We start from the raw sequence: 16,591 nt of genomic DNA, 5'->3' as shown, positions 1-16,591 counted from the left end.
GTTACATAATAAATCTGTATTATCTACTAAAAAGCGAAACAGAAATCATAATAAACTTAGAAGTTATGGAACAGGCAGTAGAAAAACCAAAACTAAATCTAACGGCAGAAGAGAGATTAGCTAAATTAAGTAAATTATATGGTGCGTGGAAAAATCAAGATGATTTAACAGAAATATTTGCAGAGATTGACCAACAACGCCATGCTTATCGAGGCAGAAATATAGAATCAATTGTTACTTTGTCTAAGAATTGTCTCAGTATAAAACCACAGAGACACAGAGACACGGAGAAAAGAGAGTAAAAGTAGTTCTATAAAGTTGAGTTCAAAACCTCAGACAGACGCAGACAAGGGTAGATGAACTTGATAATGATTTGTACCTAATCTGTGTTTTTCCTATGAGCGAAGAAGTCTCGAAGAAATTAGGGTTTATCAGGCAGACTCTCTCGATAGCTGAAGCTGGGGGTGTGCGTCTACGAGGTATAGACTGGTTTGCTTGGGTTACTGGTGGCGGTTCTAGCGCTGTACTACTGACGGCGGAAACTGGGGTAGCAGAGGTGTTAGTAACTGGACAAGATGCGTGGATATTGACGGATGAAATTGAAGCGCAGCGTCTCAAGGATGAGGAATTACCACCTGATTTTAAGTTACACATCAATCCTTGGGCTGATCCTGTGGTGCGGGAGGCGTTTGTGCGTGAGGCTACTGATGGGGAAATTGTAATCAGCGATCGCCCCACCCCGCAAGAGCAATCCATACCACAATCCCTACAAGCATATAAGCGGGTGTTGTTGCCCACAGAGTTAGACAGATATCGTCAAGTTGGGCAACAAGCCAGCGCCGCCATGACAGAAGTGCTACAAGCCGCACAACCAGACTGGACAGAGTATCAGTTAGCGGGTGCTGGTGCAGAAGCTTTGTGGGCGAGAGGTATACATCCAGCTTTAACATTAGTGGCGGGGGAGAGGCGTTTACCTTTATATCGTCATGCTACAGCCACAGGGGAAAAGTTGGGACGGCAAGCAATGCTGGTATTCTGCGCTAGAGGCTATGGATTGTTTGCTAACCTCACCAGATTCGTGTGTTTTGGTAACTTGACAAAAGAGGAAGCTGAATTACACCGTCATGTGCGCGAAATAGAAGCCAAAGCCTTATCTGCATCTCAACCAGGAATGACACTTGATGCAGTTTATTATGCTCTAGCTCAAGCTTATGAACAACATGGATTTCCTAATGCTATCCGCGAACATCACCAGGGAGGAACTACAGGATATTTAGCTAGAGAAGTTGTAGCTCATCCCAGCACTACGGATAGTTTAACCGAAAATATGGCGATCGCCTGGAATCCCAGCGTAACAGGGGCAAAGATTGAAGATACTTTCGTCATTCTCAAAGATGGCAAGTTAGAAAATCTCACTTATGATGCAAACTTCCCCAGCGTTGAAGTAGAGGGAAGATTACGCGCTGTACCGTTAGAGAAATAGTTATTAGTCAACAGTCAACAGTCTGCACATATGACTTTTCAACAAATCTTTCACAAACCACCCGAAACTCAAGCTAGTGCATCAGGAAGGGTGAACTTACTTGGTGAACATACGGACTACAACGATGGTTTTGTTCTACCAACAGCCATTCCTCAACAAACAACTGTACAGCTAGGTTTTAGCGAGGATGGGCAACATCAGTTCTATTCCGAAAATCTGCAAGAGCGTGTAAGTGTTTTAGATATTCATCATACGCCCTCTGGATTTGGCAGTTATATTTTTGGCTGTATTGAGGTGTTAAAAAAAGCAGGATATACCGTTCCTTCGCTGAATGTGTATGTTCAATCATCTGTGCCTATGGGTTCTGGTTTATCTAGCAGTGCAGCTTTGGAAGTCGCCACACTCCGGGCAATTCGTCAACTTTTGGATTTGCCAATTAATGACGTAGAAATTGCCCAACTTTCCCAGCAAGCGGAAATTCATTATGCTGGTGTGCAATGCGGCATCATGGATCAAATGGCTTCTAGCCTTGCTGATACTCAACATATTTTGTTCTTGGATACTCGCACACTAGAACGTCGTATACTTCCTTTCCCTGAAGGCACAACAATTGTCATTATAGATAGCGGCGTACCCCGCACCTTAGCAACTAGTGGGTATAACCAGCGTCGTGCGGAGTGTGAGGAAGCGGCGAAATTATTAGGAGTTAAGGCACTACGAGATATTACTGATGCTAAAGTAACAGAAACATTGCCAGAGCCGTTAAACCGTCGCGCTCGTCATGTGGTAACAGAGGATAACCGTGTTTTGGAAGTTGTGCAAGGAGTCACACCTGAGCGTTTTGGTGAATTGATGAACGCATCTCACGCTAGTTTGCGGGATGATTATGAAGTCTCTGTACCACCCTTAGATAAATTGGTAGAAATTCTACAAAATACTCCGGGTGTATTTGGTGCAAGGCTAACTGGCGCAGGTTTTGGCGGTGCTTGTGTAGCGTTGGTGGCGTTAGGTAAAGAATCAGCCGCAACTCAAGCCCTAGAACAATACAATCACGCAGGTTACACAGGGCGAATTTTAGTCCCCGACTTTGATACTAAGTAGGGGTATGAAGGCTAAATTCTTCATTTTGAATTTTGAATTTTGAATTGCTATGTTGCAGCCTAAAGTTATTTTTGGAAATGCAGCCAGCGAAGGGGCGAGTCGCTGGGGTTGGTTTATGGGACACTTTATCACCCCAGATGATGATCCGCGCTCAACCACAGCATTAGAAATCAAGTGGGGTATTCATAAAGCAGGAGACTGTAGAACTGAGTGGGCGGTAAATAATCAAGCCGCTACTCTTTCTATCTTGATTCATGGCAAATTTTGCCTGCAATTTGAGGATGAGGAGATTACTTTATCTCGTGAGGGTGACTATGTGCTGTGGTGTGCAGGTGTGCCGCATTGTTGGATTGCTCAGACTGACTGTACTATTCTCACAGTGAGATGGCCTTCAGTACCAAATGATAGTGTTGGGGTAGGTTCGCATACAGTGGAGAACAGCCAGTAGGGTGGGCAATGCCCACCATTTAATTTTATTGGTAGGTATTGCCGACCCTACTATATTGTTTACATAACAAATAATTTTCTTATTCTTAATAGATGAGTTTGCTTAAATAAATAGAGTTGTAGACAGTAATTGTCATAAAAATTAACTGGCTCAATATTAGTAAATTACGCTATTATCGACTAGAAATTATAAAAAATTGCTGCAAGAGCTTAATTTATATCAGGCTCTAAAGCCATTAATAAAGAGGTTAAGACAAATGGTTCAGAGTATAGGCGGTATAGCTAAATATTCGGCTGCCGACCTAGATCGATTTGCTCAAGAATTGAATCGAGACGGAATTTGTGTGATTCGTAATCTTTTTGAGCAAAAATTGATTGATGAGTGGTTGGAAGCTTTTGAAAAGTTATTTTACGATCGCAAAAATCAACCAGGTGGGTTAGCTCCCCGTGAAATTTCTCGTTATTATGTGACATTACCTTGGGTTTACCCGTTTGCTAATCAGTTGGTTTTTGCCAACCCGGTAATTATGGGTATTCTTGAGCGCGTATTTTACCAAGAATATGTGATGGTGCAGATGGGAGTCGATGTCCCATTCCAGGGTTCAGATTATCAAGAAACCCATCGGGACTTTCGCCCATTATTTAATGATGGTATCGTCACACCACTCTACGCCCTAGCAGTAAACTTTTCCTTGGTGGAAGTAACTGAAGATAATGGCCCGTTCCAAATGGCGCGAGGAACTCATCTTTTATCGAAAGAAGAAGGATTACAAAAGATAGCCTCTGGTGCAATCCCGATGGAATCTTTTTATATGCAGCCGGGAGATGTAAGCGTGCGATCGCCCCTAGCCCTGCACAGGGGTTCTCCCAACCGCACAAACAAGCCAAGACCAATGGTAGTTATGGGTTACGCCATGCACTGGCTACATACACCAAAGGTAGATTTGACAGTTCCACGAGACTATTATGATAGTCTCCCAGAACAACTTAGGCAGATGCTACGGTGTGAGGTAGTAGAAGAACTGCCTAAGAATAAAACCGAAACTTACATCAATTTTAAATATTAGTTATTAGTCATTAGTCATTGGTCATTAGTGATGAATTTTGACTGTTGACTATGGACTGTTGACTATAGACTATTGACTATGGACTATTGACTATGAACTATACAAATCCAGTTTACGACGGTTATTTTGCCGACCCCTTTGTTTGGCAACATGAGGGCGTGTATTATGCGATCGGCACAGGTGCGGCTGAGGCGGAAGGAACTGTAGACGAGATTGATATCGCTCACAAATCCCGTGTGTTTCACCTTTTACGTTCCTTGGATTTTGTCAATTGGCATTTTGTAGGTAATGCACTGCTACGACCAGACCCAGCCCTTGGTGATAATTTTTGGGCCCCCGAAGTTGCTTATAGTGATGGGCTGTTTTACCTCTACTATTCTGTAGGACATGAGGATAAAAATCATCAATTGCGTGTAGGTACAAGCGATAGTCCCTTGGGGCCTTATCAAGATGTTGGTATCACACTTGTAGACACCGATTCTTGTCCCTTCGCCATTGACCCGCACCCATTCTGTGATGACGATGGTCAGTGGTATCTATTTTACGCCCGTGATTTTCTGGATACGGAAGCTGGTTTTCACGCAGGGACGGCGTTGGTGGTAGATAAGTTGCAAACTATGACACAACTTGCTGGTGAAAGTAAAGTAGTTTTACGGGCGCGATCTCCTTGGCAAAGGTTTTTAGCTAATCGTTTGATGTATGGTGAAATCTATGATTGGCACACCTTAGAAGGCCCCTGTGTACGTAAGCATGAAGGCAAATACTATTGCTTTTATAGTGGTGGACGCTGGGAAACAGAAAACTATGGTGTAGATTATGGCGTGGCTGACCATGTAATGGGGCCTTATTCTGATGTAGGCAACGAAACTGGGCCACGAGTGTTAAAATCTGTACCTAATTTTGTCAGAGGGCCAGGACATAACTCTATTGTTCTTGGGCCAGATGGTCAAACTGAGTATGTTGTTTATCACGCCTGGACGCATAACATGGATAAGCGGCAAATCTGTTTAGATAAACTCATCTGGACACCAGAAGGACCGCGTTGCGAAGGCCCTACTTGGATACCCCAGACTATAACAGAAAGTAATAGTTCGGTTACGCTCATCAACCACGCAGGAGGCAGGAGGTAAAGTTAGTAGCTAGTAGGATATTTGGGCGCTGACTTTGGTATAATCCCTTACGCAGACAATAAATTAAGTGCATTTAAACGATTAACTGAATTGAAAGTAAGTAGCCTCAAGCCAAATGGACTGGATTATGGCAGCAGTGCTTACGAGTTGATTACCAGCCTGTTGTTCATATTAGCGCGATCGCAAAACAACATGACCCCACAAGACTGATCCCGGAAATTCTCAAGTATCAGGTAAAGGAGTCGGACTTAATAGCTGATAGGGAATGGTTTTTAGAGTTGACCCGCCAATTGCATAAAACCAGAGCAATCGCTGTAGGGGGTATACTCAGGCATTATATGCGGGAGTTAGAAGAGAGTAATCAAGACCTGATTAATTGCGGTGAAGAGATAGATGAGGCGAATCAGGAAACGGTGTCTTTCAGATGGGATCGCAAATCACATAAATTTAAAATAATGAGTAGTAACGGCGAGGCTGATTGTCTCAAACGACCAAATTACTACACAGCCGTAACCACCCTAATGGTGTGGCAAGACTAAATTAGTACAATAAAATCCTTCTTTTATCTCTGTATGTCTGTGCCTTTGTAGTTAATTAATGGCACATTTTAGCCTTGCCATACCACTACTTAATAATTACCAAAGCGTACTGTCCTATAGCCAACAAAATTAGTACGCTGTGCCGTCTTTGTGCGCAAATTTCCACAAGCCATTCTCTAAATAGGCCATAAGGTCGTCATCGGGATAGCTACCTTCGTCTCCTGGTGTTCTGTCGCCGATTTCGAGATAAACAACATCTTCTGTTGTTTCGTTGATCAGGTGGTGGGCGTTACCAGTACCAGCCTTGAAGCCGGCACACATACCAGGGGAGAGTTGTGTACAACCTTCGTCGGTACGTAGCGTTGGATGCCCCTCCAAGATGTACACGAACTCGTCTTGCTTGCTGTGAGCGTGACGAAGGGCTGAAATTGCCTGGGGAGCTAGGCGTGTTAGGTTTACACCAAAGTTGATGATGCCAAACAGGTCTCCAAGTGGGTGTTTCTCTCTGCCCACCATACGCGATGCAAACGGTTCAGGATAGTTTGAGAGCTTAGTTCTTGTCGGTGCATCAGATGCGTTGATGGCAATTAATTTTGCTCCTTCTGACATAGAAACCTCATGATTTTTTCTGGCTAATTTTTCTCTAAATCCCAGTAAGTCGTCTTATTGTTTAACCGCCAACCGTTGACTTACCAACTCAGCCGCTAAAACGATCGCCTCCTTCATACTAGTCGCATCAGCAACACCTTTACCCGTAATATCAAAAGCTGTGCCGTGGTCGGGGGAGGTGCGGACAAATGGTAAACCAATCGTAGTATTTACAGCACGGTCAAAAGCCATCAGCTTGACGGGAATTAAACCTTGGTCGTGGTACAGTGCCAAATAACCATCAGCAGGATTTTTCACAGCCGCATTACCATACCAAGCTTGACCAGGTTTGACCCACATTGTATCAGGGGGAATCGGCCCATCTAGCTGGAAATCAGGGCGTTTTTGCCGTTCCGCTTCCAACCAGGGAATTAACCAATCAATTTCCTCAGTTCCCAATTGTCCTTGTTCGCCACTGTGGGGATTTAAACCAGCGATCGCAATTTTCCCACTAGCTATACCAAAATCTTTTTCTAAACACTCCACCAGCAAATCTAATTTGTTCGTCAACAATTGTGGTGTCAGTGTATCCGCCACTGCACGTAAAGGTATATGAGTAGTTGCCAGTAACGCTCTTAACGTCCAACCAGTATAGGGCGATCGCGCTACAAATAACATCCCAAAACGGTCAACACAAGCCTTTTCGGCTAACAGTTCTGTTTGTCCTGGGTAATTATACCCTGCGGTTTTCCACGCAGATTTGGCTATGGGGCCTGTAACAATACCATCAAATTTACCAGCTAGAGTTTGTGCGATCGCATATTCCATATAAGCAAAACTTGCCGCACCACTAGCTGCGTTACCAGTCACGACAATAATCTGTCCGGCAACATCTGTGTCAACAGGCACATCAATAACTTTTAATAAGGTAGGATTAGCCAAAGATATTGAATTATTAGTCGAACTTAGTCGCTTATATACCTGTAACAGCAGATTACTATTACCTATTACAGTTATGTCATATTTCTGACTAACTGATGAGTCAGCCAAAGCTTTCAAAATAACCTCTGGCCCTATACCTGCCGGATCTCCCAGTGTCAATGCTAAACGTGGGCGATGTTTTTCAGGTATATTTGCTGTCTGATTTTGATTCAATTGGTACATATAATTAAGTTATTGCATCCTTTATTAATTGATTCCATCTCCCAAAAATAGGGATTGGCTATCAAAACTAGTTTAAAATTATTTACACAGGTCTAATGCAGAAGGTAGGAGGCAGAAGAAAATATCTTGCTTATTACTCAGCACTCATAACTCTTTCGCTTAAATTAGACCACCAACTAAAAATCTATTTGTTAAGGAGACTCACATCAATGAGCGCCGAACTAGTTAATGCAGCTTTGTTGTCCTTTGGTTTAATCTTCGTCGGCTGGGCCGTGGGTACTTTGTTGCTGAAAATTCAGGGTTCAGAAGAGTAATTCCCTGTGATTAGATTGTTTTCAGCAGATGAGAAGCTTGGCTCTCATTGAAAAAATAGCGTGTCCGACAAACGGACAACGCTGTTTTTAGGATTTTTGCAGTATCAATTCTGTTACTTAAAACCTCTGGAGCTTTTATTTACAGATATAATTCTGTTAAGATTCTTTTCATAAAAGTTTAAAATTTGTTACAACCCTCATGACATTATTAATAGTCGGTGCCACTGGCACCTTAGGAAGACAAGTGGCTCGTCGTGCGATCGATGAGGGATATAAGGTACGCTGTCTTGTCCGAAGTGCCAAAAGGGCAGCCTTTTTAAAAGAATGGGGAGCCGAACTCGTCAGAGGCGATTTATGTCAACCCCAAACCCTAACAGCAGCGTTTGAAGGTGTTACAGCCGTGATTGATGCTGCTACCTCTCGTGCTACCGATTCACTGACAATTAGGCAGGTAGACTGGGAAGGGCAAGTAGCCTTAATTCAAGCAGCCAAAGCTGCGGGTGTAGAGCGTTTTATATTCTTTTCTATTATTGATGCCGATAAATATCCAGAAGTACCTCTGATGGAGATTAAGCGGTGTACAGAATTATTTTTAGCTGAATCTGGGATAAATTACACCGTTTTACGCTTGGCTGGATTCATGCAGGGGTTAATTGGTCAGTATGGCATCCCCATTTTAGAAGGACAACCTGTATGGGTAACTGGCGAGTCTTCCCCAGTGGCTTATATGGATACCTTAGATATTGCCAAGTTTGCTGTACGCGCCTTAAGTGTGCCAGAAGCAGAAAAACAAGCTTTCTCTGTAGTCGGTACTCGTGCTTGGAGTGCGGAAGAAATTATCAATCTGTGTGAACGCTTGTCTGGGAAAGAAGCTAAAGTCAGACGTATGCCCATCAATTTACTACGAGCCGTGCGTGGTATTGCCAGATTCTTTCAATGGGGATGGAATATCGCTGACAGACTAGCATTTACAGAAGTTCTAGCCAGTGGTAGACCGCTAAATGCGCCAATGGATGACGTATATCAAGTATTTGGGTTAGAGAAAGAACAAACTACTACCTTAGAAGGCTATCTACAAGAGTATTTCAGCCGGATTCTCAAAAAGCTGAAAGAGTTGGATTACGAAAAAACTAAAACAAAAACTAAAAAGCAGAAAACCAAGAAAACTCCATTTAAAAAAGTTAATAGTCAATAGTCAATAGTCAACAGTCATTGGTCATTAGTAGTAAATGTGGGCTGTAGACTATAGTCTTTATTTGTAAATTTGGACTGTGGACTGTGGACTGTGGACTATGGACTTTTGACTTTTGACTCCAAACTAATGACTGGTGATCCAAAATGTGTAAGGATTACATAAGACAAAGCATCGCTTAACCTTGGATATTTGAGTGTGCCGAAAGCAGGCATTATATATAACGACATTAAACCGATAGCCAGTCGTGTGGCTATCGAGTTAAAAGACAAACTCACCGCAGCTGGTTGGGAAGTATGTGTTACCTCTAGCGTCGGTGGCATATTGGGCTACTCTAGCCCAGAAAGCCCCGTGTGCCATACCCCACTAGATGCTTTAACGCCCCCTGGCTTTGATTCAGACATGAAATTCGCCATAGTTCTGGGGGGCGATGGTACGGTTTTAGCTGCATCGCGTCAAGTAGCCCCTTGTCGTATTCCCATTTTGGCAGTGAATACGGGACACATGGGGTTTTTAACCGAAACCTACCTCAATCAATTACCTCAAGCCATAGAACAGGCGATCGCAGGTGAGTATGAAATCGAAGAACGAGCCATGCTCACAGTCAAAGTACTACGAGGAGAGTCAGTTCTTTGGGAAGCACTTTGTTTGAACGAAATGGTTCTACACCGTGAACCATTAACTTCTATGTGCCATTTTGAGATAGCTGTAGGTCGTCATGCAGCAGTAGATATTGCCGCAGATGGGGTAATTGTTTCTACACCTACTGGTTCTACAGCTTATTCATTAAGTGCTGGAGGGCCAGTCATCACCCCTGGCGTACCCGTATTACAGTTAGTACCTATCTGTCCTCACTCCCTAGCTTCTAGAGCTTTGGTATTTCCCGATACAGAGCCAGTAAATATTTATCCAGTGAATATTCCCCGGTTAGTGATGGTAGTAGATGGCAATGGCGGCTGTTATGTGTTCGCCGAGGATCGAGTATATTTAGAGCGATCGCCATATACTGTCCAATTCATCCGCCTCCAACCACCAGAATTTTTCCGTATCTTACGAGAGAAACTAGGTTGGGGTTTACCACATATCGCTAAACCAACTTCGGTAGAATTGCCTTAGTTGACAATTGACAGCGTTGCACTGAGCTTGTCGTTCGCGTTAGCGTCTCTGAAAGAGAAGTGTTGACAGTTGACAGTTGTTATTCTCCCTCATCTCCCTACACCCCAGTCCCCAATCCCTAGTCATTGGCTATACAATTAAACATCCAATATCCCAAAATCTTATGATAGCTACTCATAGCCCTTGTGTTTTGGTGATCGAAACTGATGATAGCCTGGCAAATCAATTGTCTTTTGATTTACAAGAGGCTGGTTATGAACCTATTTTGGCTAATGATGCGACAACAGGACTACAATATTGTCGCGATCGCCAGCCTGCCTTAGTGGTGTTAGATCGGATGCTGGCTGGTGAATCGGGGCTGTCGTTGTGCAAGAATTTAAGGAATACTGGGATGCGATCGCCAGTGCTGGTGTTGATGGCAAGAGATACAGTTGATGATCGGGTTGCTTGTCTAGAAGCTGGAGCCGATGACTATATACTTAAACCTTACCGTCCAGAAGATTTTTTAAGACTGATTCGTCTTTATTTAAAACCAGATGTCGATACCACAGAACAGTTACGCTTTGGCGATTTAGTTTTAGATTTAGCAAATCGTCGTGCTGTTTACAGTGGACGAAATATCGACTTAACGATGAAAGAATTTGAACTTCTCAAGTACTTAATGGAACATCCCCGTGAAGTATTAACCCGCGAACAAATTCTAGAAAATGTCTGGGGTTACGATTTTATGGGTGAGTCTAATGTCATTGAAGTCTATATTCGCTACTTACGCCTAAAAATTGAAGATGAAGGTCAAAAGCGCCTAATTCAGACAGTGCGAGGCGTTGGTTATGTTCTTAGGGAATCTTAAATACTCAAATTTATAATAATGCAAATTAAACAATATACTGAAACACTCCCACTCTTTAACGGGTGGGAGATTTGTTTTTAGGTGAGTGAGGTCGATACTTTTCACTCTATTGGCGGTAAATTTTCCGGGTCAATACCCTGAGATTGTAAATAAGCAATCAGTCTTTCTTTTTGCTGACGTTCCTGTTCCGCTCGCTGACGTTCTTGTTCAATTTGTTCCACCGCCCAAGGAAGTAGATTGCCATCTTTATCCCACCAGCGTAACCAATAGCCTGTTCGACCTTCTTTTGTCCCTTGCCATGTTCCTAAAAACAAGCCCATAGAATCAATCCAATGGCGACAATTTTCGTCAGGTTGCTTTAACTCATAGCGTCCATTTTCCAGTTGATGATATTCTAACAAACCGCCATCCGGCTCAAAAATTACGTAAATGGGAACTTGCAAGATTTGCTCGTAAAAAAACCATTTTCCAGGAGGATATGTCCGCTTAACCGAATATTCTCCCCCCTCGGTTTCGGAGAGAAATTCCATCACAATTGCTGGGACATCACCGTCTAAATGAGGTGTATAACTTCTGCGACTATCTACAACCTCATGTACTGATGGTACACAAACCCAATCCGGCGCTTTGACGATGGTTTGCTCATTGACAGTTGCACAAAGACCAAAATTTGAGGCGATTAACATTTGAGGTTGGATGAACCCATTTATTTCTAAGCTTTCACGCAAAGCACCAGCCAAAATTGGCTGACTTGTATTCTCCACTGGTTCATCCTCTAGTTGAAAATCGTCGGGCAACGCTTCCCAAGAGATTACGAGTTGATGTGACGATTTCGCTTCGCTGAGTTGAGTTGCCATAAACACAGCATTAATGTAAATTTGTCCTTATTTTATCGTTATTAGGAAAAGATGGGTATGAACAGTAGTAAGCTTGTTTACTTTCATTAAGAAGAATCAATAAAATGCAAACTATTGAGTTTTCATTAATTGAAATTATCAAATTCAATAAAAAAAATGTTTGATTTTATGAAGTAATTTCTTTAAATTGAAGAATCAAAGAAACAAAACCGTCACAAACTTATGAAAAAATTAATTTGCCAAACATTAAGTAAATTGATATTCGCTACAGTATGTATGGTAATGGTAGTAGCATTTTCTTTAGTTGATCAACCCAATGTCAGCGCTCAAACAGCAACACCATCCACAACTACACAAACTATACCTGCTCCCATCACATCTGTAGCTGAGAACGTAAGGCATTTACTAACAACTAACGAATGTGTAGGTTGCAATCTCACAGGCGCAGTCCTCAAAGACACTAATCTGTCTGCTGCAAATTTAGAGAATGCTAATTTACAAAATGCTGACTTAGAGAGAGCAATTTTACAAGGAACTAATCTACAAGGTGCGAATTTGCAAGGTGCCGATTTGGGAAAAGCCAGCATTATAGGAGCTAATTTAGGAGGAGCAAACCTCTTTGATGCAGATTTAGAAAAAGCCAATCTCACAGATACTAATCTAGTTGGAGCAAACCTCACTGGTGCAGATTTAGAAGACTCAATCAGACCCCAAGGATTTACTGTTCAGTAGTATAGGAATCCGATTTGATTTCTGTATCCCTTACGGGAGCGTAGCCATAAAATTCTCAGTATCTGTAGGGTGGGCAGTGCATCGGCAAAACAATGAGCCGGTGGGTAATGCCCAACGCCACTTGCTTTATGTCGGGAAACCCGCCCAACGCAGTGGCTCCCCTACGTATATTTCAAAAATAAAGTATGAGTCCTATATTCATAAGCTGCTACGCAGCTTAATTGTATAATATAAACTTAAGTAAAAAACTATTATCGGCCATATATGCCAGCAAAAAACCATCTTTCTCAAGAGCAGAAGGAAAGGCTACTGAAAACACTAAAAGAGCATGAAAATCCTTATGTAAGAGAGAAGATTCTGATTATTCTGTTGATAAATGATGGAAAAACATATCAAGAAATTAGCAATTTTTTAGAGATTGCATATCCGACAGTCGCATATTGGGCAGTTCACGGCGACCCGGATAATTTAGAAAGCTTTTTAGATGGAAGAAGAGAAGGTAACTGCCGCAAAGTTACCAAAGAATATGAAAATTTGTTATTAGAAATAATTGAGAAAGACCCAGTAGAAAATGGATATGAATTTGGTCGATGGACGGCGGCAAGATTAGCAACATATCTTGAAGAAACAACAGGAATTAAGTTAAGCGGCTCTCAAGTTAGGAGAATATTAGAGCGAAAAAAGTACGTTTACCTCTGGGCAAAATACAGCCTAGAGGACAAACAGAATCCTGAAAAGCGTAAGGCATTTCAAGAAAAGCTATCAGAATATTTAAGAATAACCAAAAAAACTCCAGAGCGTTTACAAGTATGGTTTTGGGACGAAAGTGGATTTAGTTTAAGAGTGATAAGAAGAAAAAGTTGGGGTAAGAAAGGTACAAGGAAAAAAGTTACAGGGCAAAGGAGAAGAGGAAGAGTAAATATTATGGGAGGGTTACGTTATCATGACAAGAAAAGAATAAATTTTGTCATAAAAAAAGGAAATGCAGATGTATTCTATGAACAGATTAAATCTCTAAATAATTTTCTGTTACAAGAATGGGTAGAACAAGGGAAATCAGTTGAAGAATTTAAAGATGGTTCAGCGAAAATAGTTATCATACTAGATAATGCTAGTTTCCATAAAAGGAAAGATATTTTATCTAAAATTGAGTCAGAAATGCCAAATATTATTCTAGAATTTCTTCCACCTTATAGTCCAGATTATAATTTAATTGAATTGCTTTGGCATTCAGCTAAAGAATATATAGCTCATAGATTGTTTGAGTCTGTATCACAGCTAGAAGAATTGTTAAATAAATTGCTCAATCAAGGTGGACTTATTATTAAATGGGAACGCAAGATTAAAAATAAAGGTAATGCTGTTTATTAACTTTAGCTGCGTAACAGCTTATCTGAATTTTTAGGCATCGCTAAATCTAGGAATGATTTTTGTTAGGTAGGCATCATGAACGCTCTATGAATATCAAGGGTGTATGATGCCTTTTAGTCTTAAGCTGTTTAGTATCCAGACTAAGACAGACTACACATATTTCGTTCTTCTTGCACAGACACCCTCCCCCAGATAGTTAAAAATTTGTATTCTAAAGTAATAGGTCTTAATAGTTCTTAGATAAATCTGGTGCAAGAAGATTTTAGATTAATTGTTGATTTAGTGTTAGTTTTCGCTGTTGCTGCTGGTGGCGGGTTGTTGGCGGCGCTGCTGAAACAACCTGTGCTGCTGGGCTATCTCATCGGCGGAATGATAGTCGGCCCGGCTGGGCTGGGGCTAATTAAAGAGGTGGTTCAAGTTGAGACTCTGGCACAGTTCGGGGTCGCCTTCTTGTTATTCGCCTTGGGTGTGGAGTTTTCCTTTGCGGAGTTAAAGAAGGTAAAGGCGATCGCACTCGGTGGTGGGGGGTTGCAAATTGCTCTGACAATCCTGATCACAGTGCTGGTGTGTGGGTTAACTGGTGCTTGGGGAACCTTACCCGCCAAAGGTGTGTTCCTGGGGTCAATTCTCTCCCTCTCCTCTACAGCCGTCGTCCTCAAATGCTTGATGGAACGCAACGAAACCGAAACTCCTCACGGGCAAGTGATGCTGGGGATTCTGGTAGTGCAGGACTTGGCTTTGGGTTTAATGCTGGCGGTGTTACCCGCATTGCATGAACCAGGGGAAGTTATTGGTGTGGCTGTCCTCACAGCTTTGCTGAGAATTGGCTTATTTGCGGCTGGGGCTGTAGTAGCCGGGATTTGGCTTATTCCTCCCTTATTGCGGCTTTTAGCCCGGACAGAAAGCCGAGAATTATTCTTATTAGGTGTAGTGGCGCTGTGTTTGGGTATTGCCCTGCTGACAGAATCTTTAGGTCTGTCGATTGAAATGGGGGCGTTTGTCGCCGGGTTGATGATATCCGAGGTGGAATACGCCGACCAAACCCTAACCTATGTAGAACCACTACGCGATATTTTTGCTAGTTTATTCTTCGCAGCGATCGGGATGTTAATTGACCCGGTGTTTCTGTTGCAGAACATAGAGTTAATTCTGGGTTTGGTGGCGTTAGTTTTCCTGGGTAAGTTCCTGATTATTACTCCTTTGGTCAAATTCTTCCGCTACCCATTGAAAACCGCCTTAATTGTTGGGTTGGGACTGGCACAGATTGGGGAATTTTCCTTTGTGTTAGCTAGTGAAGGACAAGCTTTAGGTTTGGTTTCTCGACGGATATATTTACTAATTTTGGGAACCACAGCCGTCACGCTGATGCTCACCCCGTTTGTGTTACGGTTAGTCCCATCATTATTTAACTTTGCCGAATCCATCCCTTGGCTCAAACCCTACATTGCCGGGGAAGGTCAGGCATTAGATGTATCAGAAGATTTACCATTTAAAGATCATGTAGTCGTCTGCGGTTATGGGCGAGTCGGACAAAATTTGGTGAAGTTGTTGCTGCAACACAATTTACCTGTAGTTGTCATCGACCAATCAGAAAGCCGCATTCAACAAGTGCGGGATGAGGGAATCCCTTACGTATACGGTAATTGTGTCAGTTTTCATGTACTAGAAACGGCTGGGGTGAATCATGCTAAAGGAATGGCGATCGCACTTCCTGACCCTATGAGTACCCGCCTATGTGTGAAACGGGCTTTGGAACTCTGTCCTGAAATAGATTTAGTGGTTCGCGCTACCCAGGACAAAAACATCGAATTGCTGTATCAACTGGGAGCAAAGGAAGTAGTCCAGCCAGAGTTTGAAGCTAGTATCGAAATGGCAACGCATTTCTTAACAGACTTGGGTTGGACACCGGGTTTATTACAACAGGAAATGCAACAACTCCGCAGCGATCATTACTTAGATTTTCGCCCGGAACGGAACGCTAATGAGGTTTCCCGTCACCTACAAGAAGCGACACAAGATTTAAACCGCCGTTGGTATCCTTTACCAACCGATTCTCCCCTCATTGGCATGACTTTAGAAGAAGCGGATATGCGCTACTTAACAGGCGTAAGCTTGATGGCAATTCGCCGCGCCAATGGTGAGGAAATCGATTATCCCAATAATGAAACCAAATTAGAAGCAGGCGATCGCTTGTTGGTTGTCGGTGCGAAAGAGGAAGTCGCAGCTTTAGAGGAATTTGCCCAAGGTAAAGTAGCTGTCCCAGACAAGACTAGCGCCTGTCAGTGGGTGACAGTCGAGGCCAAATCCCCCATTTTGGGCAAAACCCTCAAAGATTTGCTCCTAGAACCGCAAAGTGGCATTAAAGTACAGGCGATACGACGAGACGGTAAATTTATTCGCTCCCCCAATGACAACACTGACTTCCGCAACGGCGACCAAGTTCTACTATGCGGTAGCCTGCCAAGTCTGAATCAAATACAGCCTTTATTTGCTGTAATGAGCGAAATACCCCTGTCGATTCCTATGGTTAAAGCTAAGGAGACGGAGGTTGTTAAAGAAAGGGGATAAGGAGGCAGGAGGCAGAAGTGAATTATCTCCCTTGTCTCCCTTCCCTTGTCTCCCACCACCACTGCCCACTCT

17 protein-coding genes and 1 pseudogene are annotated in these 16,591 nt (G+C 42.7%); 15 read left to right on the top strand and 3 right to left on the bottom strand.

Going from position 1 to position 16,591, the window contains the following annotated elements; genetic code table 11:
• Window positions 1-65: 65 nt before the first annotated feature.
• The 8 genes and pseudogenes from NSMS1_RS00730 to NSMS1_RS00700 form a co-directional block, all read left to right on the top strand.
• Window positions 66-302 carry a hypothetical protein gene (locus tag NSMS1_RS00730; protein WP_317986562.1) on the top strand — a complete coding sequence of 79 codons (237 nt, stop codon included), beginning with the start codon at window positions 66-68 and terminating at the stop codon, window positions 300-302.
• Between the two features lie 95 nt (window positions 303-397).
• Entirely contained in the window at window positions 398-1,483 is a 1,086-nt protein-coding gene (locus NSMS1_RS00725; RefSeq protein ID WP_224090002.1) for a M24 family metallopeptidase, read from the top strand.
• 30 nt (window positions 1,484-1,513) lie between these two features.
• A complete protein-coding gene (gene galK, locus NSMS1_RS00720; RefSeq protein WP_224090000.1) occupies window positions 1,514-2,584 on the top strand; it encodes a galactokinase in 1,071 nt (356 codons plus the stop codon).
• Window positions 2,585-2,633: 49 nt separating this feature from the next.
• Window positions 2,634-3,032, top strand: a complete 399-nt coding sequence (locus NSMS1_RS00715; RefSeq protein ID WP_224089998.1) for a signal peptidase I — start codon at window positions 2,634-2,636, stop codon at window positions 3,030-3,032.
• Window positions 3,033-3,288: 256 nt separating this feature from the next.
• The gene (locus NSMS1_RS00710; RefSeq protein WP_224089996.1) at window positions 3,289-4,098 is read left to right on the top strand and encodes a phytanoyl-CoA dioxygenase family protein; all 810 of its coding nucleotides are present in this window, start codon (window positions 3,289-3,291) and stop codon (window positions 4,096-4,098) included.
• Window positions 4,099-4,190: 92 nt separating this feature from the next.
• The gene (locus tag NSMS1_RS00705; protein ID WP_224089994.1) at window positions 4,191-5,228 is read left to right on the top strand and encodes a glycoside hydrolase family 43 protein; all 1,038 of its coding nucleotides are present in this window, start codon (window positions 4,191-4,193) and stop codon (window positions 5,226-5,228) included.
• Between the two features lie 21 nt (window positions 5,229-5,249).
• Window positions 5,250-5,438, top strand: coding sequence for a hypothetical protein (locus tag NSMS1_RS34970; protein ID WP_263432549.1), 189 nt, complete (start codon window positions 5,250-5,252; stop codon window positions 5,436-5,438).
• Window positions 5,396-5,767: pseudogene (locus NSMS1_RS00700) on the top strand (protein rep); the annotation flags it as partial. The gene NSMS1_RS34970 and the pseudogene NSMS1_RS00700, both read left to right, overlap by 43 nt.
• Before the next feature lie 129 nt (window positions 5,768-5,896).
• On the opposite strand, the gene NSMS1_RS00695 reads toward NSMS1_RS00700, so the two are convergent.
• Both NSMS1_RS00695 and pdxA read right to left on the bottom strand, forming a co-directional pair.
• Window positions 5,897-6,376, bottom strand: coding sequence for a cupin domain-containing protein (locus NSMS1_RS00695; RefSeq protein ID WP_224089984.1), 480 nt, complete (start codon window positions 6,374-6,376; stop codon window positions 5,897-5,899).
• A 54-nt stretch (window positions 6,377-6,430) separates the two neighbouring features.
• Entirely contained in the window at window positions 6,431-7,519 is a 1,089-nt protein-coding gene (gene pdxA, locus NSMS1_RS00690) for a 4-hydroxythreonine-4-phosphate dehydrogenase PdxA (protein ID WP_224089974.1), read from the bottom strand.
• A 209-nt stretch (window positions 7,520-7,728) separates the two neighbouring features.
• Between pdxA and NSMS1_RS00685 the strand changes: the two genes are divergently transcribed.
• The 4 genes from NSMS1_RS00685 (at window position 7,729) to nblR (ending at window position 10,991) form a co-directional block, all read left to right on the top strand.
• Entirely contained in the window at window positions 7,729-7,833 is a 105-nt protein-coding gene (locus NSMS1_RS00685; protein ID WP_224089972.1) for a PetM family cytochrome b6-f complex subunit 7, read from the top strand.
• 199 nt (window positions 7,834-8,032) lie between these two features.
• On the top strand, window positions 8,033-9,028 hold the full coding sequence (locus NSMS1_RS00680; protein WP_224089970.1) for an SDR family oxidoreductase: 996 nt from the start codon (window positions 8,033-8,035) through the stop codon (window positions 9,026-9,028).
• A gap of 195 nt (window positions 9,029-9,223) precedes the next feature.
• Entirely contained in the window at window positions 9,224-10,141 is a 918-nt protein-coding gene (locus NSMS1_RS00675; RefSeq protein WP_224089968.1) for an NAD(+) kinase, read from the top strand.
• A 163-nt stretch (window positions 10,142-10,304) separates the two neighbouring features.
• Window positions 10,305-10,991: a response regulator transcription factor NblR gene (gene nblR / locus NSMS1_RS00670; RefSeq protein WP_224089965.1), complete on the top strand. Its 687-nt coding sequence runs from the start codon at window positions 10,305-10,307 to the stop codon at window positions 10,989-10,991.
• A 101-nt stretch (window positions 10,992-11,092) separates the two neighbouring features.
• Here the strand turns inward: nblR and NSMS1_RS00665 are convergent, their stop codons facing one another.
• Window positions 11,093-11,848, bottom strand: a complete 756-nt coding sequence (locus NSMS1_RS00665) for a Uma2 family endonuclease (protein ID WP_224089963.1) — start codon at window positions 11,846-11,848, stop codon at window positions 11,093-11,095.
• A 222-nt stretch (window positions 11,849-12,070) separates the two neighbouring features.
• Here NSMS1_RS00665 and NSMS1_RS00660 point away from each other — a divergent pair, with 222 nt between their 5' ends.
• The 3 genes from NSMS1_RS00660 to NSMS1_RS00650 all read left to right on the top strand — a co-directional run bounded on the left by NSMS1_RS00660 (window position 12,071) and on the right by NSMS1_RS00650 (window position 16,519).
• Complete coding sequence (locus tag NSMS1_RS00660) at window positions 12,071-12,580, top strand: pentapeptide repeat-containing protein (protein WP_224089961.1); 510 nt, start codon at window positions 12,071-12,073, stop codon at window positions 12,578-12,580.
• Window positions 12,581-12,844: 264 nt separating this feature from the next.
• Window positions 12,845-13,951, top strand: coding sequence for an IS630 family transposase (locus tag NSMS1_RS00655; RefSeq protein WP_224087570.1), 1,107 nt, complete (start codon window positions 12,845-12,847; stop codon window positions 13,949-13,951).
• Between the two features lie 249 nt (window positions 13,952-14,200).
• Window positions 14,201-16,519: a cation:proton antiporter gene (locus tag NSMS1_RS00650; protein ID WP_224089959.1), complete on the top strand. Its 2,319-nt coding sequence runs from the start codon at window positions 14,201-14,203 to the stop codon at window positions 16,517-16,519.
• Window positions 16,520-16,591: the final 72 nt, after the last annotated feature.

Origin of the sequence: Nostoc sp. MS1 (genome assembly GCF_019976755.1) — a bacterium.
In the GTDB taxonomy this organism is placed as follows: domain Bacteria; phylum Cyanobacteriota; class Cyanobacteriia; order Cyanobacteriales; family Nostocaceae; genus Trichormus.
The sequence above is the reverse complement of the archived record's forward strand: the minus strand, read 5'-3'. Positions and strand labels throughout refer to the sequence as shown.